The following is a 22862-nucleotide window of genomic DNA, read 5'->3' as shown; positions in this document are numbered from 1 at the left end:
ACTTAACTTCGCAGCCGCGCTGCTCGTTAAGTTCGAACCAAAGCGCACTCCGGTAAAATATTCACCGCGCTGGATAGGCTTGGTTAGCCGAAGACACTTCTACAGCGACTTGTGGCTGCACGCGGTGGGAAAGTTAGCTCCCCTTAGATAAGGGGAGCTGGCAAAAATCTGCGGCGCAGATTTTTGTCTGAGGGGTGTTTCGCTTTAGCGAAACATTGGCAGATGTGCAAAAAAATAAAAAGGAGGTAAAAATTATGGCAAACACGAACGATAACAGTAAAAATAAAGAGGTTGCGGAAACCAAGCCGAAGGTCTGTCCAATTTGCGGGAAGGTGCATCCGCGGAGAGAGGACTTGAGTATCAAGGCAACGCGGGACGAGGTGGAGAGTTTGATACTCATAAACAACCGGATCGACGTGGCGGCGCAGGCTGCGCAACCGGCGGCTCTGCAGCAGGGAGTGACGGCGGAGCAGGTGCAGGTGTTCGTGAACGCCGCGCTGAACGCCAGAGCGGAAGCTATGAGTTTACAGCGACAATGGTGGAATGAGATATTCGCCAAATATCCGCAGCTGCCGAAAGACAAAAATGTCTTTGTGGATTTTGACACGTGTGATTTTTACTCGAACTTCACAAGCGCAGCGACGTGAAGTGAGAGCCACAAGGCCGCGTAGCGGCCGACGTGACAAGGTCGAAGAAATAACAAATGATATAAAGGTAGCCACTTATGAAGTTCGACATAGCTGCGAAGTTAAGTGAAGCCAGCCGCTGGCTCGGTTAGCCAGCGACACTTCCTCGGCGGCTTGAAGCCGCTCTCGGTCGCAAGGCCGCGCGGCGCGACGTTCTAGTGCAGATAGAGCAGTAAGAATATTTGCGAAAATAAAGAACGAAAAAACCGCGCCTGCTAAGTGAGAAAATTAAGCCGCCAAACAACGCCAATCCGTAAACACGGGATCAAAACCCTGTTTTTCCAGCATGGCTTTTACTGCGGCGACGGAACGTTCGTCATTTACCGCGAATTGTGGAGCATTCTCGAGCACGGCTCTATCCGGCGGACACGCTGGTGAAGCGCCAAGACCGGCATAACCGCCGACCGCAGTCGAAGAGCCTGCCGAGATTTTGGTCACGCCGAAATGCACAGCCCGATCGCGGAATGACGCGCTTTCTCTGGTTGAGAGATTGATCCCTATTCTTGGGAAAAGTATTCGCGTCACGCAAATAATTTTAACCAGCTCCGCGTCGCTGACCAAATAATTCTTTTCTTTATAATCGTATGTTCCCCGCAGGCGCGGAAAACTGATGGCATAGTCCACGCCCGGGAATTCTTTTTCTAAAGAACGCAGCTGCGCGTGCAGAGCCAAAATGTCCTGCCGCCAATCGGCCAGACCAAGCAGTACTCCCAGCGTGATCTGCCGTAAACCACCCAAAGCAATGCGCCGCGGCGCGTCGTAACGGTAAGCGTAATTGCTTTTTTTACCAGCGGGGTGCAGAATTTTGTAACGCGCTTGATCGTAAGTTTCTTGAAAGATCGTCACGCCGTCGCAGCCCGCCGCGTTCAGCCGCGCGTATTCTTCCGTCTCCAGCGGATAAACTTCCAGCGCGATATTAGCAAAATATTTTTTGGCAGCCTTGAGTGCCGCTTCGAGATATTCCGGCGGCGTATGCTGACGCGACTCGCCGGTCAAAAGCAAAATGCTCTGTATGCCGGCGTGCGCCAGGGCTTGATATTCCGCTTCGATCTCCTGTTCGTTAAGTTTGCGGCGCGGTATTTTCAGGCTGGCGTGAAAACCGCAGTACACGCATTGATTGGCACAGTGATTGGAGAGGTACAGCGGCGCGTACAAGCTGATCGTCCGGCCAAAATACCGCCGCGTAATTTTTTGCGCTTCCTGCGCCAGCTGTTCCAGCAGGGCGGGATCGTGATCGTTAAAAATAGCTAGAATTTCTGTATTACATAGTGTATTACAAATTGTAATATTTTTTGTATTACTCATTGTGCAAAAACCCCGTCAGCGGCGAGGAAGCCTGCGCGTTGCCGGCCGGCATTTTACCGGCCAGATACGCCGCGCGTCCGGCCTGCGCGGCCAGACCGAATGCTCTGGCCATTTCCACCGGATCAGCCGCCAGCGAAACGGCGGTGTTGACCAATACCGCGTCGAAACCCATTTCCAGAGCCGCGGCGGCCTGCGACGGCGCGCCCAGACCAGCGTCCACGATCAGCGGCGTTTCGGTAATTTCCTGGCGCAGAATTTCCAGCAGGTATTTTGTTTGCAGCCCCTGGCCGCTGCCGATCAACGCCCCCAGAGGCATGACCGCCGCCGCGCCGGCTTTGACCAGCGCGCGCGCCGTGTATAGATCGGGGGTCACGTAAGGCAGAACGACAAAACCTTCGGACGCCAGTATCTCCGTCGCTTTGAGCGTTTCCTGATCGTCCGGCAGGAGATATTTGCTGTCATTGATGACCTCGATCTTCACCCAATTGCCCAGTCCCGCCGCTTGGCTCAATCTGGCGATGCGCACGGCTTCGTCCGCCTGGCGCGCGCCGGAAGTATTGGCCAGTATCTGCACATTTTGGGGAATGAAATTCAAGAAATTTTCTGCATTTTGCTGAATATCCACACGGCGCAGAGCGACAGTTACGACCTGCGCGCCGGACTGCGCAATGGTTTCCCGCATGATTTTTTTGCTGGCAAATTTGCCGGTGCCCAAGAAAAAACGGCTGGTCAATTTCTGCCCGCCGATAATAAGTTCGTCCATGGCGGAGATTTTAGCATAAGGTCTAAAAATTCGTGAAATTTTCTAAAACCACTTACGATATATTGTTGTATGTATAGCAAAATAATAAGCGATCTTGTAAGACAAAACAAAAGAACTGAAGTACTGCAAATGTTGTCGCAGACTCCGGAATATTTAAGTTATGCCGGATATTACCAGGACGAAGAAAATTTTCTGCTTGATCTTATTAAAAGAAATCCAAAGGCAATGCAATTTATTAAGGAAGATCTTCTGGACAGCGCGGACTTTATCAATAAGGCCACTCATCGTTATACCTGGGCGGCAAAATACGCCAGCTCCAGACTAAAAGATGATCCTGAATTCATCGAAGACTCCTTTGAGCGCGGTTCACGCGCTAATAACGCCACCATAAAGTGCGCCAGTCCTCAATTACTGGATGATATGGAATTTGTAAGACGAATGGCAATAGTACATATATCAATAATTGAATCAACTAGCCCGCGTTTGAAATACGATCAGAAATTTAACCTGGAACTGGTTAAACGCAACAATCTTGTATTTCCCCATATAGCCAGACAATTTCGTGAAAATAAAAAGTTTGTTTTGGAAGCTATCAGTTATGGCGTTGAGGACATCAGTAAAATAGGGAAAAACTTATTAAATGATAAAGATTTTCTATTACGAGCTGTACAAGCTGGTTTGACTTGTTTGCCGGATGGAATAGATGATGTTCTAACGGAAGATGAAGATTTTATCCGGCAGCTGATCCGGAGCGGGCTGAGAACGATTCCCTCTGCTTATCCGATAAAAACCAAGGAGTTTTTAGAATATTTAGTGTCTAACAATATTAGTTATGACTACAGTGGCATTGAACCAGATTTATTCCATTGTTCTGAGGTCTTGGAATTGCTGGTGAATACATTATCCTACCAAACATTAACAGGCTTGAGCGACAAAGATTTCCTTTTGCCATCTCGCGGCTATGTGTCATATGATGCTTATCAGTATAGAAGGATGCACAAAATAAACTATGCAGATATGGACGCTCTACAACATATTGTAGATATTTATACACAAAATATACAAGAATACGAAGCAGAAGAAAAACTGATTGCCGAGCTGGCCATAGAACTGCGGCAATATGCCGCCGCCCGCAAAACTAAAATTGATGAATTAAATATTACTTATCTGAGTAGGCTTGGCGATTGGGCACCATATCTCGTAGAACAAAGGCTCAGACTGGCCAATAAGCAGCTCGACCCTAATAAACCAGTTATCGTGATTTGGCAGGGCAAAAAAGACCATAATGGCGGGTTAGAGGTCTTTAAGAAGTTCTATTCAGAATTAGATAGAAAAAATCAGATTTTGTTTTTTGAAATAGATTCACTGCAAGACATCGATCAAGCTTTGCTTTTATTGCAAACTCATCTGCCAAAAACTATAGAACAAAGAGCACTTATCATCAATGCTCACGGTAGTCAGGGGCGCATAGATTTTGGCCAGGAGTATTTAACGCCAAATCTACTCGAAGATGTATATGGGGAAATCCTGACTAAATTAAACATAAATACATTGGTTTTAGATAGCTGCTCGACTGGTCTAGGTAAAGATAATAAGCCAAATTTAGCCAATGTTTTTGGCAGATATATAAAAACTGTATTTGCCCCCACAATTAACACAAGTCTCTCTGAAATGAAATTAGATAGTACGGGGAAAATTATAGATGTTGTGTATCGAGGAAATGTTGTGTATCGAGGAGATTTTTTCCAAGAATATCAAGACATACTAATTATAGATAATCCGGTTTATAAAATAAATTCTAGTGAGGATATTCCTTATTATGGCGACGAGGATTTTCTAAACCTACAACCCTACTAAAGCCTACCAACAATATTATTTTTAATGATCCTTAAATACTCCGCCGCGTCTCCCGCGCCGCGTACCACGCCAATAGTATTAGCTCCGGCATCTATCACGCTTTGCGCATTGGTCAGGTCTATGCCGCCGATCGCCACAAAAGGCAGGTCTATACTGGCGGCGACTTCGCGCACGTATTCTAGCCCCACCGGCTGGCGCCCCGGTTTGGTCGGCGTGGCCCAGACCGGCCCCGCGGAAATGTAATTCACTTTTAATCCCGCGGCTTTTTGCGCCTGCGCGATATTGTGCGTGGTCAGGCCGAGTATTTTGTCCGCGCCGATCATTTGGCGGACGGCGGCCGGGTCAGCGTCCTGCCCGATGTGCACGCCGTCTATTTCGGCGCGCGCGACAAGTTCGGGATGATCGTTCACTATCAAGACAAAATCATGATTTTCTTTTAATTTTTTGACCGGCAAAAGTTTTTGGTAAATGATTTCCGCGCTGTTTTCTTTATCCCGCAGCTGCACAACGCGCGCGCCGTTTTTGACCGCGTCCATTAGAACAGTCGGCTGGTCGGAGATCACATAAACGTCGCGGTAAAATGGCTGCCGCAGCAGAATTTTCTGCCTGATAATTTTTTCCAGATCATAAACCAAGTAACGCTGGTCTTTTATGGCGCTGCCGCGCGCGCAAAATTCTTCCAGCACACGCAAAGCCTCCGCCGCGCGCTTGGCGTTGGCGGTGACGATCTGGCGCAGATCCGCGCGGCGCGGCACGGGGCGTCCGCGCGCGATATCCTCAGCCGCGCCGCGGCTGGCCACGAGCAGCCCGTCCGGTATACCGATCAAGTCTTGCAAAGCATGGCGAATGGTTTTAATTTTGTCCGTTAATTGAAGATCGTCGAGAATGAACCGGCAAATGTCTTCCAGGACACGTAGTCCTTCCCGCGCGCGGTTGACATTGGCGTCGAGCAGACGGTGGGTTTGGCGCATAATTTATCTTAACACAGGAATTCCGAATCTGCCGGCAGCTCAAAAACTCTGGCCAGCAGACCGGATTTTAGGTGTGCTTCCGGATGACCAGCAATGATCTTGCTGTTGTCCATGACCAGCAAACTGTCGCAAAAACGCCGCGCCAGCCGCAGGTCGTGCAGAACAGCGATGATCGTCCGTCCCTGCGCGGTCAGGTTTTTAAGATAACTCAAAATTTCCAGCTGATGATGAATATCCAGATGATTGACCGGCTCGTCGAGCAGCAAAACCGGCGTGTCCTGCGCCAGAGCGCGCGCGATGACCGTGCGCTGCAATTCGCCGCCGGACAGCGTTTTGAGCCGGCGCGGCAAAAGCCCGGTCAGTTTTAGATCGGCGGTGATCTTTTCCAGCAGGCTTTTTTCCGAGGCGGTCTGCCGCTGCCAAAACCAGCGGTGATAAGGCGCGCGGCCAAGCTCCAGCATTTCCCGGACGGTGAACTGCGGATTCAGGATACTGATCTGTGTCACCACGGCTATCTGCCGCGCGCGGACACGCGGACGCAGCGCCGCGAGATTTTGGCCGCGTAGCAGGACACGGCCTTGCGGCGCGTGGTAAAAACCGCTCAAGAGCCGTAGCAGAGTAGTTTTGCCGCTGCCGTTCGGCCCGACGACGCCGGTAAATAGGCCGGCGGGGATTTCCAGCGAGATATTATCCAGCACGGTTTTTTGGAAACTGTAACTGACTTCCTTTAGAGAGAACATGCTGGGATTATATACTAAGCGTCGGTTATTTCTCCAGCAGCTCCAGCATTTTTTGATTGTCCGCTTCCAGCTGATCGCGCTGGCCGAGCAGAAAATCACGTTCATTTAATTCGGCGTCGCTGGCGGATTTGTCCAAAAATTTTTGATTGTACTTGGCGATCAGCGCGTCATATTTTCGGATCTGCTCATTGTTGTAGGTGATTTTTTGACGCAGATACTCCTGTCTGGTGGCGATGCTTTCCGCCGGAGTTTGATGATACCGCGGCTGCTCGGAAAACGGTTCCAGCGTCACAGCCCAGGACAGAGTCCACGTATCGGACAGCAATTTGGCGTCCGGCACGTAGCCGCCGTCAATGACCTGATGCGCGTATTCGAGATTGAGCCGGTTTAGTTCATTGAGCCGAAAAGAATATCCGCCCAGCCATTCAGCGCACCAAGCGCCGCGCGCTGTGTACAGAGACCGGGACGAGCTGATTTCCGTATTGAGCCAGCCGAAATTCCCGCCGAAATACGGAGTTTTGGCGCTGACCGTGTTGAGGTAAATTTTGAACACCGCCAGCAGGCCGCGCGCGTCGAAACGCTGGCTTTGATTTAAAATGACTCCGCTGCTGGTGTACTTCAAGCCGAGCTGCAGGCGCGCTGCGGGATTAAAGGTCAATTCGGTAAAACCGGTGTTCGCCTGGAATGAGAAATCGGCGTGGTCATAATTGGTCGGGCCGAGTCCCAGACGCAGTTGTGGTTCCGCGCAGCACAGAGACAAAATTAACGCGGCGGCAATTACGCCTTTATCCATAACACTTTGGCGGCGGCGCCGGTGTTGTTTTTGAAACTATACACCGAGTTGGCCGGAAAATAAAAAGTCTGGCCATTGGGGATCGTGTAGATGTTTTCGTTGACCTTGATGTCCAGCTGCCCGTCGAGCAGGAGCAAAAATTCTTCACCGCTGTTCTGGCCGGTAATTTCTTCCGAACCGGCGCCCGGTTCGAGCACCAGCAGAGCCGGTTCGATATTGTTATTGATATTATCGGGCAGCAGGCGTTTGACCTGCACGGAGTTTAATTTCTCCAGCGCAAATCTGTTTTTGATCGACGACGTGGCTGAAGTCAGCAGGCCGATCCCCAGGTCGTCCTCGCCCAGCAGATACGAACTGCTCACGCCGAGATTTTTGGCGATCTGCGTCAGCGAGTCCACCGACGGTGAGGCTTTGCCCTGTTCGACCTGCGAAATAAAACTGGGCGACACGCCGATGTCTTTAGCCAGCTTGCGCAGGGTGAGGCCTTTTTGTTCTCTGGTTTCGCGGATTTTTCTGCCTAGTTCCATAACAAACTCCTTCAGGCTTATGTTCTTTTCATTGTAGTAACATTTAAAATTAGTGTCAAGCAGCAATTAACTCTACGGACGCTCCAATTCTATATTATCTTTCTCCAAATGCAGAGCTTGATTATATTTCTTAATCTCCGGCCATATATCCAGCCAAAGTAAATCTTGTGCTAGCTGATCAGTGCGTAGATCAGGAAATATTTTTTCTGAGGCGGCGGCAAATTGTAATTGCTCAATATTGGCGCGCCGCTCAATCGGCTCTAGGTACGTCGTGAAAAATTTAGGTAATTTGCCGAGGCGGGACAAATTCTGGTCTAATTTATGGCGTGTTTCATGGACAACAAAAGAGGCGTAAAAATAAAGCATGCCTAAGCCTAAGGAGTACCGCAGTTTAGAATCATAAGAATTCATAAAAATAACTCTTTGCCGCGGAAAATAAAACTCATCAAAATAAGTTGGCCCCACCATACCGGTCATCGTCCGCTTGAACAATTTATTATGGATATTTTGGCAGAAAATAAATATATCCACATTGGCCCGGGTAAACTCCCAATAATTAGCATATTCGGGATATGGCGTTTTAACGGCGGTGAGAAATTCTTGTAAATCTGCGGGCGTATTCTCCACCGCAAAAGCTGTCAGATGAGAGCTGAAAACTTCCCGCAAATAAGCCGGTTGGCTCCTGAGCATCCGCGGTTTTTCGTTTTTATTGGCAATATGCCAAACGTTTTCGAACTCCTTGCGTGACCATTGCTGTACTATCGGTGTCAACTCAAGATCCAGTGTTTTATTATTATCCGTATAAATAGTAACGCTATTCGTCTGAAGAATAACTTCCGGCTGACATATTTGTTTCGTTAATAACAAACAATTCTCCTTTTCAGATTTCAAATACCGGCGCGCCGACGCTGGCTCTTTTAAATATTATCGTAAATTTTCGCGGGAGATTTCATCTTTTTAGGGTTAATGTTTCCGGTTATCATCCATGCTAATATTTAGAAGATGATTTTTTTGCGGTTGAATAAAGCCTCTGTCCGCCGTGGCGGGCAGGCCATTCTCAAAAATATTTCTCTGGAAATTGATCTGGGCGAACAGGTGGCGGTGCTCGGTCCCAACGGCGCCGGAAAATCCACGCTGCTCAAAATGCTGTCTGGCGATATTTACCCGCTGTACCGCGCCGAACCGGCGATCCGGCTTTTCGGGCAGGAGCGCTGGGATCTGTTCAGCCTGCGCCATAAATTAGCTGTCATTTCCAGCGCGCTGCAGGAACAGCATCAGCGGCGCCCGGATTGCGCGGGGCTGAATATAATTTTGTCAGGACTCTTCGGCAGCATCGATATTCACGAAAATCAGCGCGTGTCCGCCGCGCAAAAAAAAGAAGCCTGGCGTATTGCGCGCGGGCTTAACTTGACCAGACTGACCAGGAAAACCGCCAGTACTTTTTCCAGCGGCGAGCTGCGCCGTTTTTTGATCGGCCGCGCGCTGATCAATCAGCCGCGGGTCATTGTGCTGGACGAGCCGACCGTTTCACTGGACATCAAAGCCCGCGCCCAATTTCTGCAAAACATGCGCCATCTGGCGCAGACCGGCCGCAGCGTAATTTTAGTCACCCATTTGCTGGAAGAAATAATTCCGGAGATCACGCGCGTCATTATTCTCAAAGACGGCAGAGTTTTTGCCGACGGAGCGAAAGAAAAGCTCCTGACCAGCGCGCTGCTTTCTCGGGTTTTTGGCCTGCCGCTGCGTGTCGAAAAAAATAAAGGCTGGTATACGCTGAAAATTATATAGAACAATAAATAGAACTTGTTGCCTGTTCTATATTAGGCCTGATATAATCCGGTTATGGATTTGCAGGAAAAGATCAAAATTCTTTCCGGCGCGGCCAGATACGATGTATCCTGCGCGTCGTGCGGTGTTTCCCGCGCGGTATCGAGGGAGGTCAGCCGTTTGGCCGGGCAAGGCCTGGGTTCAACGGTCAGCGCGGGGATTTGCCACAGCTGGTCGGATGACGGCCGCTGCGTGTCGTTGCTCAAGGTGCTGCTGACTAATTACTGCATATACGACTGCGCGTATTGTATCAATCGCCGTAGCAACGACGTGCCGCGCGCCGCGTTCACGCCCGAGGAGTTAATTGACCTGACCATTCAGTTTTACAAACGTAATTATATAGAAGGACTGTTTTTAAGCTCCGGCGTGCTGCAAAGTCCTGACCATACTATGGAGCAATTGATCCGCGTGGCGCGGACTTTGCGGGAAAAACAGAATTATTACGGCTACATTCATTTGAAAATTATCCCGGGCGCCTCGCCGGAGTTGGTGCGTTTAGCCGGCCGCTATGCCGATAGACTGAGCACGAATATCGAACTGCCGAGCGCGCCGAGTCTGCGGCTGCTGGCGCCGGATAAGCAGCCGCAGGTTATCGCGCGGACTATGCAGGCCGTGGCCGCTGTCGCGCCTGCCGCCGGACAGAGCACCCAGCTTATCGTCGGCGCGACGCCGGAGCGCGATCTGCAGATCGTCAGTCTGTCTGAGCGGCTCTATCGAGCGCATAATTTAAGCCGTGTTTATTATTCCGGCTATGTGCCGGTCAACGCGGATAAGCGGCTGCCGGCTTTGCTGGAGGAGCCGGCCGCGGCGGCGGAAAAAAACCGTCTGATCAAATTGCGCGAACACCGCCTCTATCAGGCGGACTGGCTGCTGCGTTTTTATAAATTTTCCGCCGCTGAAATACTATCGCCGGAATATCCCGATCTTGATGAATTCGTCGATCCGAAAACCGCGTGGGCTTTGCGGCATCCGGAATTTTTTCCGGTGGAAATAAATAAGGCCGGGTACGCGGCGCTTTTGCGTATTCCGGGCATTGGCGTGCGTTCCGCCAAACGGATCATGCAGGCGCGGCGTTTTCACGCGCTGCAGGACAAAGCGCTGCAAAGGATCGGTGTGGTCTGGAAACGCGCCAGGTATTTTATTGTCTGCGGCGGGCGTTTGCCGGACGGCGCGGCGCGTTCCTCGCCAGCGGCTTTGTACCGGTTTTTAGCAGCCGGGCCAAAACAAAAACTCCTGCCCGGCCAGGAACAGCTGGCGCTCTTTGCCGCCTGACGTTATGCTGTTTGTTTACGACGGCAGTTTGGAAGGTTTTCTGACGGCGGTTTTTGAAGCTTACCGCCTGAAAATTGTGCCGGAAATTGTCACGGCGGAAAATTATCAAAAAGGCTTGTTCGATGAAATTCAGCAGATAACGGCCGATCCGGCGAAAGCGGCCAGAGTTTCGGCCAAACTGCGGGAGCTGGAAATTTTTTACAATGTGCAATGCTGCTATCTCTCCAGTTTCCCGGACAAAGAAAAAATAATTTTCAATTACGTGCGCAAAACGCTGTCTGCCGGGCGCAGTCTGGATGGAAACTACGCTGATCCAGACATAGCGTCGGCGCTGGAATGTCTGCGCCGGGTCGCGCGCGAGGCGGAGAGATTAAAAGGCCTGCTGCGTTTTCAGGAATTGAGCGATGGGAGTTTTTACGCGGCCTGCGAGCCGGATCACGGAGTGCTGCCTCTGCTCGCCGGACATTGCCGCGCGCGCTTCAGCGCGCAAAACTGGCTGATCCACGATGTACGGCGCGGCCTGGCGCTGATCTATCAAGACTGTCAGCTCAATTTATTTTCCGCGGTGGATCTTCAGGACGCGCGCGGCAAATACTCCGCGCGGGAAAGCCATTATCAGGAATTATGGAAAACTTTTTGGCGCGCGGTGGCCATACAAGAAAGAAAAAATCCTAAACTGCAAAGACAATTTATGCCGAAACGCTACTGGAAATATTTAGTGGAAAAGAATTAAATATTCAGCAAAATTTATGTCCTTGGCAGGCAGGCCAAACGTTAGATTTATAACGTGTCCCAACATCTCGCTTGCGCGAGACACCCCACCAGTCTGTCGCTTGCGCGACAGACAGCCTCCCCTTACCAAGGGGATGCGGCAGCGTTAGCTGCGGTGGGGTGTTTCGCCTGCGGTGAAACATGTCAGCATTGGCAGTTGTTACGCCATTTTTTTAATATAGATCACCGTGTAATACGCTGGCACCACATCGAACGCCGCGCCCTCGCCGGTATTACCGATAGTCCCGCCGGAGATATCATGAGTGTGTCCGGCAGAGGCAATAGCGCCGCTCATGCTGTGGCCATGAGATGCGTCATCGTACCCGATCGTGCCTGAGAGTGTGACGGTATGATTATGACTAGTGTTGTTGTTTATAGTAATACCTGTTTTTGCGCTTTCAGTATAGCCAGTGGCTTCATGGGCATTATTTGATTGAGTAGGAGTTTGTTGATCGTTTTTCTCCTCATGGGAAAGCTTTATTGCATGAGTATGTCCCGGATCATTGATCGAATGTCCGTGCGCCCCACCAGTTATCGATACGTCCAAAGTGCCATTGCCATGCGAGTGGTTCGCTGAGCCGCTGGAAGCGGCTAAAGTGCCGTTACCGTGTGAATGATCGCCGCCGGTGATGGTCAATCCGCCCAAAGCATGATTATGGCTGGGCAGATTGGCTGAGGCCAGAGTTGTTGTCCCGCCGCCCGAGTCTCCGCTGGAAGTCCCGCCGCGGATAAATCTATCTTTTAAATCCGGAGTCTTGCCGTGAGGCGTATTGCGTCCGTCGCAGATGTACCAGCCGCCGCGCCCGTCCGTCCAGCCGCCGTCCATCATCAAGATCGAACCCATCGGAAAAAAAGTCAAATCGAGGATGTCACTGGCCAGCAGCTTCTCGCCCGCCTCAACTTTAGCGTGCAATATTTTTGTCATATAAATACCTCCTTGATTTTTTAAGCTGTCTTAAGTCTAGCATTAATATGTAAAAAAGTCTATATAATTTTCTGAATACAATCTATAAAGAAATGCTTCGTAAATAACTAGACTTACAGAATAATTACAGGCAGGGTGTGTCTTCATGGGCGAGCTTATAACAGATAAAGATCTGAAGTTATTAATTGGCAGGAAGCTCCGTCTGCTCCGAGAGCGTAGCAAAAAGACACTGGAAAATTCCGCCGAAGATTTGAATTTGGATTACGCGCAATATTGCCGTATGCTGAAAGGAACTACGCTGCCGCATTTGGTGACGCTGGCCAATATCAATAAATTTTATAATCTAGATATGAACTGGTGGTTTAAGGAGTCACGAGAGTGTGCCCGGGATAAAGCGCGGATCCGCGAAAAGACAGTGGAATTTGAGCTGCTCAGCAGTTTCCAAAAACTGAATATTCAAACCAAAGAAATTGTTCTTGAAATGATAAACAATCTGTCCAGGAAACGCAAAAAATACACGAGAAAGAAATTTTAAAATCAACCTTCCGGTAGAAAAGTCAGCGCGTACATGAATGCCAAACCTAAAATAAAAGTCAAAAAATTCAGCAGCGCTTGTTTTTTATCCTGAACTTCATGCAGTTCGGGGATCAAATCGCTGCTGGCTATGTAAATAAATCCGCCAGCGGTAAAGGCCAAAAGCGCCCCGGTAAAAATTGCGGACTGGCGGGCGAAGAAAAAGCCGCAGACCGTGCCAAGGATTGCGGTCAGAGCCGAAGCAAAATTATAAGCCAGCGCTCGGTATTTACTTAAGCCCCCGTAGAGCAGCACGCCGAAATCCCCCAGCTCCTGCGGTATCTCGTGGCTCATGACCGTCAGCGTGGTGATCCAGCCGGCAGCCGGACTGAGCAAAAAACTGCCGCCGATGATCAGCCCGTCAATAAAATTATGCGCCGCGTCCCCGCAGAGATTGAGATACGAAAAATTATGCACCGCGCAGCTCTCGTGATGGCAGTGCCGCCAGTACAAACATCTTTCCAGCAGAAAGAAAAAGGTAAAACCGGCGAGTACGGAGAAAAAAACGGGCGAGTGTTCGCTTAATTCCAGCAACGCTTCGGGTATCAAATGCAGAAAAGAATTGCCGATGAGCGAGCCGGCGCTGAACGCCACCAAAACCAGCAGAATTTTCCGCAGAGCTTTTTCCTTGACCAGCAAAGCCAGCGCGCCGGCAAAAGACACCAAACTAACCAAAAAACTTGCGGCCAGCGCCTGCAGTAAAACCATGCCGCATTTTCCGGCAAAAAGCGGCGGAATTCAACCGTCGTTTTTTCTAAGATTTTTGCCAACTGGCATAAAAGTTGCATTTTTCTAAATATGCTGACTACGGTAAATTCGGCGGCGGCGCTGGGGCTGGAAGCGAGTCTGATCCGCGTGGAGGTGGACATGCGCGGCGGTCTGGCGCAGCATATTATAGTTGGGCTGCCCGACGCGGCTGTCAAGGAGAGCAAAGAGCGTATCGAGTCCGCCCTGCGCAATTCCGGCCTGCCGGTCGATTTTTTCTGCAAATATACGATCAATCTCGCGCCGGCGGCGATCCGCAAAGAAGGCCCGGCTTTTGACCTGCCAATCGCCGTCGGTATGATGGCCAACGCCGGCTTGTTTGACGCGGCCGCGCTGAACGGAAAGATTTTTCTGGGCGAACTTTCTCTAAACGGCGAAATAAAACCGGTGCGCGGCGTGCTGATCATGGCTTTGGCGGCGGCGCAGAACGGCCTGCGGGAAATTGTCCTGGCGCCGGACAACGCGGAGGAAGCGGCTCTGGTCAAAGGGCTGCGGGTCTTGCCCGCGCGCGATTTGGCGGAAACGCTGGCCTATTTGCGCGGGGCGAAAAAAGCTATTCCGTATCAGCCGCCGGTTCCTTCCGGCACGGCGCAAAAATTTAACGGCGATTTTGCGGAGATCAAAGGCCAGTATTTGGCCAAGCGCGCGCTGGAGATCGCGGCGGCCGGCGGACATAATGTGCTGCTGATCGGCTCGCCGGGCTGCGGCAAAACCATGCTGGCGCGGCGTCTGCCGACTATTCTGCCGGATTTGACCTATGAGGAATCCATCGAAGTTTCTAAAATCTACAGCGCGGCCGGTTTATTGCGCCGCGGTCTGATCCGCCGCCGCCAGTTTCGCGCGCCACATCATACGATCAGCGGCGTTGGCATTGCCGGCGGCGGACGGATCCCCAGACCCGGGGAGATCTCGCTGGCGCATCAGGGCGTTTTGTTCCTGGACGAGTTTACAGAATTTGACCGCTCTGTTTTGGAAGTCCTGCGCCAGCCGCTGGAAGACGGCGAGATCACTATTTCCCGCGCGCTGGCCGCGCTGACTTATCCGGCGCGTTTTATTCTCGCGGCGGCGCTAAATCCCTGTCCCTGCGGTTACGCTATGGATCGGCGGAAAAAATGTGTTTGTACGCCGCCGCAGATCGCTAATTATTGGAAAAAATTATCCGGGCCGATCTTAGACCGGATCGATATTTTCGTCGAAGTGCCGTCTTTGAGCGCGGAAGAGCTGGATGCCAGATCCAGCGGCGAATCCTCAGCCGCAGTCCGGCAGAGAGTGGCCGCGGCGCGGGATAGGCAGACACGGCGTTTTGCCGGCCGTAGCGGTCTGCACGCCAATGCCGGCATGTCTCCGGCCGAGCTTAAAGAATTGGCCGGGATAACGACGGGCGCGCGGCAATTACTCTTTACGGCCGCCGAAAAACTGGGTTTCTCCGCCCGCGCCTACGACCGTATTCTGAAAGTCGCGCGGACTATAGCTGACTTGAGCGGCGCGCCGGAGGTTCTGGAAGAACACGCGGCGGAAGCCCTGCAGTACAAAATGCACGATTGGATGCGGCCATGAGCAATTTGCAAAAAAATCTTGAGCTGCTGGAAGAACTCGACGCGCTGCTGGACTGCGGCTACAGCCAGAGCGAAATTTTGGATCTCTTAGGTAGCGAACTGGGGCGCAAATACCGCCGGCGTTTGCAGCGCGGCGAGCCCTGGAGCAGCGTTTGGGAACTGGAGCCGGAAATGCTTTTAGTTTTGCGCACGGCGGAGTTGAACGGCCGGCTGCGTGATTTTGTCGCGCTGGCGCTTGAACATTACCGCGACCAAACAGCTTTGCAAAACACGCTGCGCCAAAAAGCCGCCTATCCTTTATTGACGCTTGGTTTCACGCTGCTGATGCTGCTGGCGTTCATCTTTTTTCTGCTGCCGTTATTCAACAGTCTGATAACCGAACTGGGCGGCCAGGCTAATTCCGCGTTTTGGCAGTGGCTGTTTCTCGGCGGATTGGTGTTGCTTTTGCTGAACGGCAAATTTATTTATGCTTATCTGCTGGAAAAAACCGGCCTGCGCCGGACGCTGGAGTCTATCCAGACGCTTAATTTGCTGGCGATCACCGACCGCGCGGGGATTCCGTTGGCCAATTTTTTGAGCGAGTATTTGCGCAGCGCGCCGCCGTCAGCTTTGAGCCGCGTCTATTTTTATCTGGCCAAAGGTTTGTCGGTGGGCGAGGCTCTCTCCCGCGCGGAGTTGTTCCAGCCGCAGGAATTAAAGCTCCTGACGGTCGGCGGCGGAGCCAATTATTCGCGCGGCCTGGTTTATTTGCTGAAAAATTTCAAACAGGATTACCAAAATAGGATCAACAAAATCATTTTTTATTTTGAGCCGGTGCTGCTTTTATTGACCGGCGGCATTATCGCGCTGACGGCCTGGAGTTTTTTTCGCCCCTTGTTTAGTTACGCGGGAATGGAGTTTTAAAAAATAAATAATGTGATACCATCAAAAAAATATTTTGGCGGAAATAAGTCAAAGCAGAGAATTAATATTTGTTTTGCGTTTCCGCGTATCTGAGATCGCTGTCCCACACGTAGCCGCGGTTGCCGTCTTGATCTTCGACCAGCCAATTGCCGCGCGGCTCAATTGTGACCATTAGCGTTAGCACACGCCAGGGCAGCAGAAACAACGTCTCCGCGACGGTCTCGTTTTTGATCAAACGCACCGCTGTGTTTTGTTTTAACTGTTTGAGGCTTTTGTCGCCTTCTTCCGCGATATAGGGCGAGTTGCTGTGAATAACCAGATACCAGTGTCCGAGCTTGGTGTCGGCCAGACCAAGGCCGAGCCACAGCAATAGCAGGATCAAAACTTTGCGCATGCCTGTATTATATTACAAAGCGGAATACTTCGCACGCAGAATGATCTGTGAATATTTTTCATATAGCGTTTGAATATTGGCGAGAGTTTCTGCCGGGTTAGAGTGGTCTGGAATTTTATACAGTGGAAGCAGCGGCAGATCCGCTGTTTCGAGAGCGGACGGCGGCGCGTTAGGTGTATTAACGAAACGGCCGTAAGAATTTTGGCTGTTAAAAATCAGTTTGACTGGCTGCCGCCGCTGCACGCTGGCCAGGCCGTTGACGAAATGATGCCAGTAAGTGTAATTGGGCGTGCTGCGTTCAAAAGCGCCGACCGGATACACGGCAATCTCGATCTGCGGATAAACATTCTCAATAATTTGCATGAAATCGCGTCCGCGCTGGTAAATGATCTGTTCAGCCAGATTGTCAGAAATATCGTTGTAACGCGGATTGTACAAAGGATTCCAGAGCCGTCCGGCGGCGGTGTTAATGACGAGACCTTGAATTCCGGCATGTTTGGCCTCGCTGACGATATTGTACAGCGCGGTATTGACCGTTGCCCAGTTGGCGGAATCCCATTTGGGCAGCGTCTCCGTTAGATTGATCTGCCAGTGCGGAAAAAGCTGCTGCTTGCGGAATTCTCGAAACACCCGGCGGCTGTCCGCCAGTCTTTCGGCCGGCGCGTCCCAATTTATGGCCAGCTCAGACAGGATGACATCGTTTATCCCGCGTTCCCGCAAAATGTCTTTTTGCCGCAGGATCTCTAGAGGGTTGTCCGCCGCCTCAAGAATTATCCGGCGCGGCGGCGTATCGCAGCCGGCCAGCAAAAATAAAACGCTCAAAACAGCGAATAATTTTTTTAGCATACGCCAATACATTATACACAAGATCGAGGAAAACCTGGCATTTTTCTTGCAGTATTACCTATGGAGGACTTGGCAAAAATATTGGAAGTTTTTGTAAGGACTTACGTCGCCCGCTATGCGGGCTCGTAGGCCTCGCTTAACGTCGACAACTTCGTTGTCTTGTTAAGCTCGGCAGGCAAAAATGTTGGAAGTTTTTGTAAACGAAAGGAGGTGAGTGATGAAAAAAGCATTTTCGTTAATGGAATTGCTGGTCGTGATGTCGATCATCGGCATGCTGTCAGCTGTCCTGATCCCCAATCTGGCCGGCGCGCAAAACCGCGCCAAAGAAGCGGCCCTGCGCGCGCTTCTATATAATGTGCAGGCGGAAGTCGAGGGCTACTATTTGGATAATGATCATTATCCTGACGGCGAATCCACACCGCTGGCGCAGCTGGTCAATGAACTGGGCTTGAAGCGTTTCCGCAATCCTTTTACCGGCAAGGACTATCTGGCCAGTGATCAGGCTGGGCGGATTATGTACAGTTTGAATGGCGGCTTGGGTGTCTACACGCTGACCGCCTATAAAAAAGACGGCGCGGCAGTCCTGCTGGAATTAACAAATAATTGAGCCTGGGCAGCCGGGATAATTTTGTTCGGATCAGGCGCGACGCTGGCGGAGATAGCCTTTGAGCATTTTTTTGAGGATTTTTTTGGCTCCGGGATCGAGCTCGTTAAAAAGCTGGACGAGCTCGGACTCGGCGGACTTCCGGCGCAGGCCGGCCTCTTCTCTGACGGCCAGCGCTTCCGCCTTTTTGAACCAAAATTCTACCGGCAAATGGTAGCGCCGGCTGATCTGAAATAACGTGACCAGTCTGGGCAGATTAAATCCTTTGTAAATATTGTAGAACGAAGCGTATTCCAGCCCCACTTCCTCGGCCATTTTTTCTAGAGAAGCGCCGTTTTGTTTTTTGATCAATTGCAGTTTCGTGCTGATCAGCAGTTTTAATTCTTTTTCGATGGCGGTCTTGTCCATATAGCCCCTTCTTTGAGCGCGCGCTTAAAGTTTAACCGTTCAACCGGCTTACATTTATATGTATAAACTATTATTGCTTTTCAATATAAAATGTGCTATAATCAGGACAGCAAAATTACAGGGGGTATCTTTATGGCAAACGCAGACAATTACAGTGATACTTATACCGGGATTACGACAGGCGCTCCGCTTTCTGCGGCAACCATGACCGCGGCGCTGAATACCAAAGAAAAAGTCGCCAACAAACAGGCCTCTTCAGCGGACGACACGGCGGATACTCTGACCGCTAATTCCAGCGACAGCTATTATCCAACATCCAAGCTGGTCGGGAAAAACTTTGATGCCTTGAATAATGCCAAGCAGGATAAGCTCGCCGCCGACATAGCCAAAAATATCGTGGCTTATTCCGGGACAGCGGGGACACTCGGCACGCTAACCAGAACCACGACTATAGACACCGCGACGAATGCCAGCGACGACAATATACCGACGGAAAAAGCGGTGGCCACGGCTCTATCTGGAAACGAAAACACGAGTAATAAAGCCGCGTCAATTACTGTTGCCAACAAAGATGATGCGGTCAAATATCCAACAACCGGAGCGGTGACGGCCTGGGTCAGCGCTGAATTAGCGGGTATCATTGACCTTGTGTTACCGATAGGGACGATCATAGCCATGCGTAATACGACTTATTACAACAGTTCCGATGCCGCGTTCAAGGCCAAATGGAAAATATGCGATGGTAATGGCGGCACACCGAATTTGCGCAATTTATTCCTGCGCGGCATGGAAGAAGGCGGAACAGCCGCGGTCGGAATCGATAGTGTAACGCTGGTAGCCGCTAATTTACCTGCTCACACGCATACGGTTAATGATCCGGGACACACTCATACTATTCCGATTAATTGGTCTCACGCTGGCAACTCAGGAGCGGATAGAGCAACAGCAACAAGCCCTGATTCTAGTTATGATTCAAAGGAAAGTACCACTGGCATTACAGTTACCGGCGGTGGCGGCAGTCCGCAGACAGCCGTTCCCATCGTGCCGAAATATTTTGCGGTCATCTATGTCATGAAAGTGGCTTAGCTTACAAACGCTTTTATTTTGTGCTAAAATCGGCAATGCTCTTGGTGATATCCGGTCCTTCGGGAGTGGGTAAAGGTACGGTTATACAAGAAATTTTGCGCAACCGGCAGGATTTGAGCGTTTCGGTATCGTACACTTCGCGCACGCCCCGCGCCGGGGAAACAGAGGGCGTGAGTTATTTTTTTGTCAGCCGCGCGGTGTTTGAGCAGATGATCGCCGCGGGTGAGTTCTTAGAATACGCGGAAGTGCACCGCAATTATTACGGCACAGGCCGCGCGCAGGTGCGCCGGATGCTGGGCTCTGGCCGCAGCGTGCTTTTTGAAGTCGATGTGCAGGGCGGCATCAATCTGCGGCGGCAGTTTAAGGAATTGCGCTCGATTTTTATTTTGCCGCCCGGCGAAGCCGCGCTGGTCGAGCGGATCAAGAACCGCGGCACGGAAACGCCGGAAACAATGCGGATCCGGCTGGAAACGATGCGCGTGGAAATGTTAAAAGCGGCAGAATATGATTATCAGGTGGTCAACGACCAATTGGGCGCCTGCGTAAAAAAAATAAACAAAATAATCGACCAGGAAATAAAATTGGAAAAGGAGAACGGACGATGAAAGAGATAGTAATTGAGGAAGTGCTGGAAAAATTGGACAACCGTTTCATGCTGTCGGTGGTGGCGGCCAAGCGCGCGCGCCAGCTCAAGGACGGCGCGGTGCAGCAGGTGGAATTAAGCAAAGAAAAAGACGACACAGACTTGGTGATCGCGCTGGATGAGATCAACGCCGGCAAGATCAAAGCTGAGATCGCGCAGCCGGACTCCGAAACAGCGGAGTCTTTGAGCGCGAAAATTATCGAAAAAGCCAAAGGCGCCAAGAAAAAAAGCGACAAGTAGTTTTTACCTATGAGCGGCCAGAAAATTATAGTCGGCGTAACGGGCGGTATTGCTTGCTACAAAGCGGTCAGTCTGGTCAGCGCGTTGCGCCAGCAGGATTTCCGGGTACAGGTTGTTATGACTGAAAACGCGGCCAGATTTGTCACGCCAGTGACTTTTCGCGCGGTTTCCCGTCAGCCGGTTTGCGCCGCGGAATTTGCCGCGGGCGGCGAGCCGGTGCCGCATATCGGTCTGGTCGAGGACGCCGCGCTGTATGTTGTCGCGCCGGCCACGGCCAACACCATTGCCAGACTGGCCAATGGTCTGGCGGATAATATTTTGACCGCGTCTTTTTTGGCCGCGCGCTGTCCCAAAATAATCGTGCCGGCCATGAATACCGCCATGTGGGAAAATCCGCTCACACAGGAAAATCTGCGAAAATTAAAAAAATACGGGGTCGCGGTTATCGAGCCGGCTTCCGGTTATCTGGCCTGCGGCGTGAGTGGCGCGGGACGTTATCCCGATAATAAAATTATTCTGGCCAAAATACAGGAAACGCTGGGATTTTCGGCCAAACTGCGCGGCAAAAAAATTGTCATTACTGGCGGCGGCACGCGCGAGCCGCTCGATCCGGTGCGCGTCCTGGCCAATAATTCTTCCGGCCAAATGGGTCTGGCTTTAAAAGCCGCCGCGGAAAAAGCCGGCGCGGACACGGTGTATATCGACGCCGCGGCGCTGGACGTGCGTGGCTTGAAAGAAAAAATCGCCGCGGAATTTGCCAATGCTGACGCGCTAATTATGGCCGCGGCGGTGTCGGATTATCGGGCGGCGCAGGTCAGTCCGCGCAAAATAAAGTCCTCTCCGGAAAAATTAACTATCGAGCTGGTCAGAACCGAGGATTTGCTGCAATATTTTGCCGGTCAGAAAAAACGGCAGTATCTGGTTGGTTTTGCGCTGGAAAGCGAAAACCTGCTGGAGAATGCCGCCCAAAAACTGCGCGAGAAAAATCTGGATTTGCTCGCCGCCAACGACATCTCCGCGCTGGGCGGCGCGGAAGCGGCGGTGGTTTTGCTGGAAAAGAGCGGTGTTCAGGAAACTCTGGGAAAGCTGCCGAAAATAAAGATCGCGGAGAAGATTATCGAAAAAGTCAGCGCCGCGCTGGCAGCCGCGCATGACTAAATTTGCGGAAATATATATCAATAAAAAGATCTATACTTATTCCGTGCCGGATGACGCTGAGATCGGCTGCGCGGCGGAGGCGACTCTGCGCGGCAAGCCATACACCGGTTACATCTTGTGTTTTGTCGCGCCGCCAGAATTCAAGACCATTCCCGTCCGGCAGATAAGTGGCCCGCCCTGCTTTGACGAAAATCTGGTCAAACTGGCTTACTGGATCGCGGAGCATTACAAATGTTTCCCCGAAACAGCGGTGAAGTTAATAGCGCCGAAATGAAGTATTATTTATTTGCCCGCGAAAATTGGCTGAGTTTTGGGCAAGAGAGAGTATAATAGATAAAAGGAGCTTAGTATGCCAGATCAAGACATTCGCTGGAAACAGAGATTTCAAAATTATAATGAAGCTATTCGTTTGTTGCGTTCCGCTATTGAAGACAGGGCAATCGATTCGCTAAACGATTTGGAACAGGAAGGCGCGATCCAGCGGTTTGAATACACTTATGAATTGGCTTTGAATACGTTAAGAGATTATATGCAGGAAAACGGGGTCGTGTTAAAAGAAAGCAACCCGCGCGCTGTTATTAAAGAAGCTTTTGCTTTAGGTGTTATTGAAGACGGACAAATTTTTATCAATATGATGCTAGCGCGCAATACAATGGCGCATTGCTACGACCACGCTAAATTTGTTGAGATATTGGGGAAAATACAGGCCGATTTTTTACCAGCTTTGGTAAAACTGCACGCTTTCTGGGCGGTAAAATAATGGGACAATTAGATCGACAAGCCTTGAATTTAATTCGCGCGGTTTTTGCTAAATATCCGCAGGTGGGACAAGCGATGCTTTTTGGTTCGCGGGCCAAAGGCACTGCCCGCTATAATTCAGATATTGATATTGCTTTGCGCGGCGTAATTGACTGGCAGGGCAGCGCGCTAATTGCCGATGATTTAAATGAGTTGCCGTTGCCGTATAAATTTGATGTTTTGGTTTATGACCAGATTACAAATCCCGACCTCAGAGCGCACATCGACCGTGTCGGAAAGATGTTATATATCAAGCAATAATAAATTATTTATACTTGCGTTCTTTGGCGTAGTTTTTGAGCAGGCGCAGCACCACAGTTTTGGCATTCTTATCCAGTTTATTAAAACTGCTGAGCAGCTCAAATTCCGCGACTTTCTTTTCCAGTTTGGCCGCGTCTTGGGGCTTGAGTTTGTCCAGCTCGCCGAACCACCAGTCCATACTCAGGCCGTA

At 50.8% G+C, this 22862-nt stretch carries 29 protein-coding genes; 16 read left to right on the top strand and 13 right to left on the bottom strand.

What is annotated here, in order from left to right:
• Positions 1–254: 254 nt before the first annotated feature.
• Complete coding sequence (locus tag LBJ25_08460; GenBank protein ID MDR1453986.1) at positions 255–647, top strand: hypothetical protein; 393 nt, start codon at positions 255–257, stop codon at positions 645–647.
• Positions 648–914: 267 nt separating this feature from the next.
• Here LBJ25_08460 and thiH read toward each other — a convergent pair whose 3' ends face one another.
• Positions 915–1991, bottom strand: a complete 1077-nt coding sequence (gene thiH, locus LBJ25_08455; protein MDR1453985.1) for a 2-iminoacetate synthase ThiH — start codon at positions 1989–1991, stop codon at positions 915–917.
• Complete coding sequence (locus tag LBJ25_08450) at positions 1984–2754, bottom strand: thiazole synthase (GenBank protein MDR1453984.1); 771 nt, start codon at positions 2752–2754, stop codon at positions 1984–1986. Before LBJ25_08450 ends, thiH begins: the two co-directional genes overlap by 8 nt.
• 69 nt (positions 2755–2823) lie before the next feature.
• Here LBJ25_08450 and LBJ25_08445 point away from each other — a divergent pair, with 69 nt between their 5' ends.
• Positions 2824–4611: a DUF4116 domain-containing protein gene (locus LBJ25_08445; GenBank protein ID MDR1453983.1), complete on the top strand. Its 1788-nt coding sequence runs from the start codon at positions 2824–2826 to the stop codon at positions 4609–4611.
• Here the strand turns inward: LBJ25_08445 and thiE are convergent.
• The 5 genes from thiE to LBJ25_08420 all read right to left on the bottom strand — a co-directional run bounded on the left by thiE (position 4608) and on the right by LBJ25_08420 (position 8509).
• Entirely contained in the window at positions 4608–5582 is a 975-nt protein-coding gene (gene thiE / locus LBJ25_08440) for a thiamine phosphate synthase (GenBank protein MDR1453982.1), read from the bottom strand. The two genes, LBJ25_08445 and thiE, sit on opposite strands and share 4 nt — an antisense overlap.
• A gap of 8 nt (positions 5583–5590) precedes the next feature.
• Positions 5591–6322 carry an ABC transporter ATP-binding protein gene (locus LBJ25_08435; GenBank protein ID MDR1453981.1) on the bottom strand — a complete coding sequence of 244 codons (732 nt, stop codon included), beginning with the start codon at positions 6320–6322 and terminating at the stop codon, positions 5591–5593.
• A gap of 25 nt (positions 6323–6347) precedes the next feature.
• On the bottom strand, positions 6348–7115 hold the full coding sequence (locus LBJ25_08430; protein ID MDR1453980.1) for a porin family protein: 768 nt from the start codon (positions 7113–7115) through the stop codon (positions 6348–6350).
• Positions 7100–7642, bottom strand: coding sequence for an XRE family transcriptional regulator (locus LBJ25_08425; GenBank protein MDR1453979.1), 543 nt, complete (start codon positions 7640–7642; stop codon positions 7100–7102). The genes LBJ25_08430 and LBJ25_08425 overlap by 16 nt, the downstream gene beginning before the upstream one ends.
• A gap of 72 nt (positions 7643–7714) precedes the next feature.
• Positions 7715–8509 (bottom strand): hypothetical protein, encoded by a 795-nt coding sequence (locus LBJ25_08420; protein MDR1453978.1) that lies wholly within the window; start codon positions 8507–8509, stop codon positions 7715–7717.
• Between the two features lie 135 nt (positions 8510–8644).
• Between LBJ25_08420 and LBJ25_08415 the strand changes: the two genes are divergently transcribed.
• Genes LBJ25_08415 through LBJ25_08405 form a run of 3 tightly spaced genes read left to right on the top strand, consistent with a single transcriptional unit; the run spans position 8645 to position 11474 of the window.
• Positions 8645–9430: an ATP-binding cassette domain-containing protein gene (locus tag LBJ25_08415; protein ID MDR1453977.1), complete on the top strand. Its 786-nt coding sequence runs from the start codon at positions 8645–8647 to the stop codon at positions 9428–9430.
• Between the two features lie 54 nt (positions 9431–9484).
• Positions 9485–10741 carry a putative DNA modification/repair radical SAM protein gene (locus LBJ25_08410; GenBank protein ID MDR1453976.1) on the top strand — a complete coding sequence of 419 codons (1257 nt, stop codon included), beginning with the start codon at positions 9485–9487 and terminating at the stop codon, positions 10739–10741.
• A gap of 4 nt (positions 10742–10745) precedes the next feature.
• Complete coding sequence (locus tag LBJ25_08405; protein MDR1453975.1) at positions 10746–11474, top strand: TIGR03915 family putative DNA repair protein; 729 nt, start codon at positions 10746–10748, stop codon at positions 11472–11474.
• 198 nt (positions 11475–11672) lie between these two features.
• Here the strand turns inward: LBJ25_08405 and LBJ25_08400 are convergent, their stop codons facing one another.
• Positions 11673–12437: a hypothetical protein gene (locus tag LBJ25_08400; protein MDR1453974.1), complete on the bottom strand. Its 765-nt coding sequence runs from the start codon at positions 12435–12437 to the stop codon at positions 11673–11675.
• Between the two features lie 145 nt (positions 12438–12582).
• Here LBJ25_08400 and LBJ25_08395 point away from each other — a divergent pair, with 145 nt between their 5' ends.
• The gene (locus LBJ25_08395) at positions 12583–12972 is read left to right on the top strand and encodes a helix-turn-helix domain-containing protein (protein ID MDR1453973.1); all 390 of its coding nucleotides are present in this window, start codon (positions 12583–12585) and stop codon (positions 12970–12972) included.
• 2 nt (positions 12973–12974) lie between these two features.
• On the opposite strand, the gene LBJ25_08390 is transcribed toward LBJ25_08395, so the two are convergent.
• Entirely contained in the window at positions 12975–13718 is a 744-nt protein-coding gene (locus LBJ25_08390; protein MDR1453972.1) for a ZIP family metal transporter, read from the bottom strand.
• Between the two features lie 90 nt (positions 13719–13808).
• On the opposite strand from LBJ25_08390, the gene LBJ25_08385 reads away from it, so the two are divergent.
• Together LBJ25_08385 and LBJ25_08380 are read left to right on the top strand one after the other, a co-directional pair.
• Entirely contained in the window at positions 13809–15332 is a 1524-nt protein-coding gene (locus LBJ25_08385; protein MDR1453971.1) for a YifB family Mg chelatase-like AAA ATPase, read from the top strand.
• Entirely contained in the window at positions 15329–16234 is a 906-nt protein-coding gene (locus LBJ25_08380) for a type II secretion system F family protein (GenBank protein ID MDR1453970.1), read from the top strand. Before LBJ25_08385 ends, LBJ25_08380 begins: the two co-directional genes overlap by 4 nt.
• 61 nt (positions 16235–16295) lie before the next feature.
• Here the strand turns inward: LBJ25_08380 and LBJ25_08375 are convergent, their stop codons facing one another.
• The gene (locus LBJ25_08375) at positions 16296–16628 is read right to left on the bottom strand and encodes a hypothetical protein (protein ID MDR1453969.1); all 333 of its coding nucleotides are present in this window, start codon (positions 16626–16628) and stop codon (positions 16296–16298) included.
• A 12-nt stretch (positions 16629–16640) separates the two neighbouring features.
• On the bottom strand, positions 16641–17474 hold the full coding sequence (locus LBJ25_08370) for a hypothetical protein (GenBank protein MDR1453968.1): 834 nt from the start codon (positions 17472–17474) through the stop codon (positions 16641–16643).
• A 217-nt stretch (positions 17475–17691) separates the two neighbouring features.
• On the opposite strand from LBJ25_08370, the gene LBJ25_08365 reads away from it, so the two are divergent.
• Positions 17692–18081 (top strand): prepilin-type N-terminal cleavage/methylation domain-containing protein, encoded by a 390-nt coding sequence (locus LBJ25_08365; protein ID MDR1453967.1) that lies wholly within the window; start codon positions 17692–17694, stop codon positions 18079–18081.
• Between the two features lie 30 nt (positions 18082–18111).
• On the opposite strand, the gene LBJ25_08360 is transcribed toward LBJ25_08365, so the two are convergent.
• Positions 18112–18486, bottom strand: coding sequence for a hypothetical protein (locus LBJ25_08360; protein MDR1453966.1), 375 nt, complete (start codon positions 18484–18486; stop codon positions 18112–18114).
• 132 nt (positions 18487–18618) lie between these two features.
• On the opposite strand from LBJ25_08360, the gene LBJ25_08355 reads away from it, so the two are divergent.
• The 7 genes from LBJ25_08355 to LBJ25_08325 all read left to right on the top strand — a co-directional run bounded on the left by LBJ25_08355 (position 18619) and on the right by LBJ25_08325 (position 22672).
• Positions 18619–19572, top strand: coding sequence for a hypothetical protein (locus LBJ25_08355; GenBank protein ID MDR1453965.1), 954 nt, complete (start codon positions 18619–18621; stop codon positions 19570–19572).
• A 35-nt stretch (positions 19573–19607) separates the two neighbouring features.
• A complete protein-coding gene (gene gmk / locus LBJ25_08350; protein ID MDR1453964.1) occupies positions 19608–20177 on the top strand; it encodes a guanylate kinase in 570 nt (189 codons plus the stop codon).
• On the top strand, positions 20174–20455 hold the full coding sequence (rpoZ, locus tag LBJ25_08345) for a DNA-directed RNA polymerase subunit omega (protein MDR1453963.1): 282 nt from the start codon (positions 20174–20176) through the stop codon (positions 20453–20455). The genes gmk and rpoZ overlap by 4 nt, the downstream gene beginning before the upstream one ends.
• 9 nt (positions 20456–20464) lie before the next feature.
• A complete protein-coding gene (gene coaBC, locus LBJ25_08340; GenBank protein ID MDR1453962.1) occupies positions 20465–21613 on the top strand; it encodes a bifunctional phosphopantothenoylcysteine decarboxylase/phosphopantothenate--cysteine ligase CoaBC in 1149 nt (382 codons plus the stop codon).
• The gene (locus LBJ25_08335) at positions 21606–21887 is read left to right on the top strand and encodes a hypothetical protein (protein MDR1453961.1); all 282 of its coding nucleotides are present in this window, start codon (positions 21606–21608) and stop codon (positions 21885–21887) included. The genes coaBC and LBJ25_08335 overlap by 8 nt, the downstream gene beginning before the upstream one ends.
• Positions 21888–21962: 75 nt before the next feature.
• Positions 21963–22373: a nucleotidyltransferase substrate binding protein gene (locus tag LBJ25_08330; GenBank protein ID MDR1453960.1), complete on the top strand. Its 411-nt coding sequence runs from the start codon at positions 21963–21965 to the stop codon at positions 22371–22373.
• Positions 22373–22672, top strand: a complete 300-nt coding sequence (locus tag LBJ25_08325; protein ID MDR1453959.1) for a nucleotidyltransferase domain-containing protein — start codon at positions 22373–22375, stop codon at positions 22670–22672. The genes LBJ25_08330 and LBJ25_08325 overlap by 1 nt, the downstream gene beginning before the upstream one ends.
• Before the next feature lie 4 nt (positions 22673–22676).
• On the opposite strand, the gene LBJ25_08320 is transcribed toward LBJ25_08325, so the two are convergent.
• Positions 22677–22862: hypothetical protein (locus LBJ25_08320; GenBank protein ID MDR1453958.1), on the bottom strand; the 186-nt coding region annotated here is incomplete at its 5' end.

This window comes from Candidatus Margulisiibacteriota bacterium, assembly GCA_031268855.1.
Lineage (GTDB): Bacteria > Margulisbacteria > Termititenacia > Termititenacales > Termititenacaceae > Termititenax.
The sequence above is the reverse complement of the archived record's forward strand: the minus strand, read 5'-3'. Positions and strand labels throughout refer to the sequence as shown.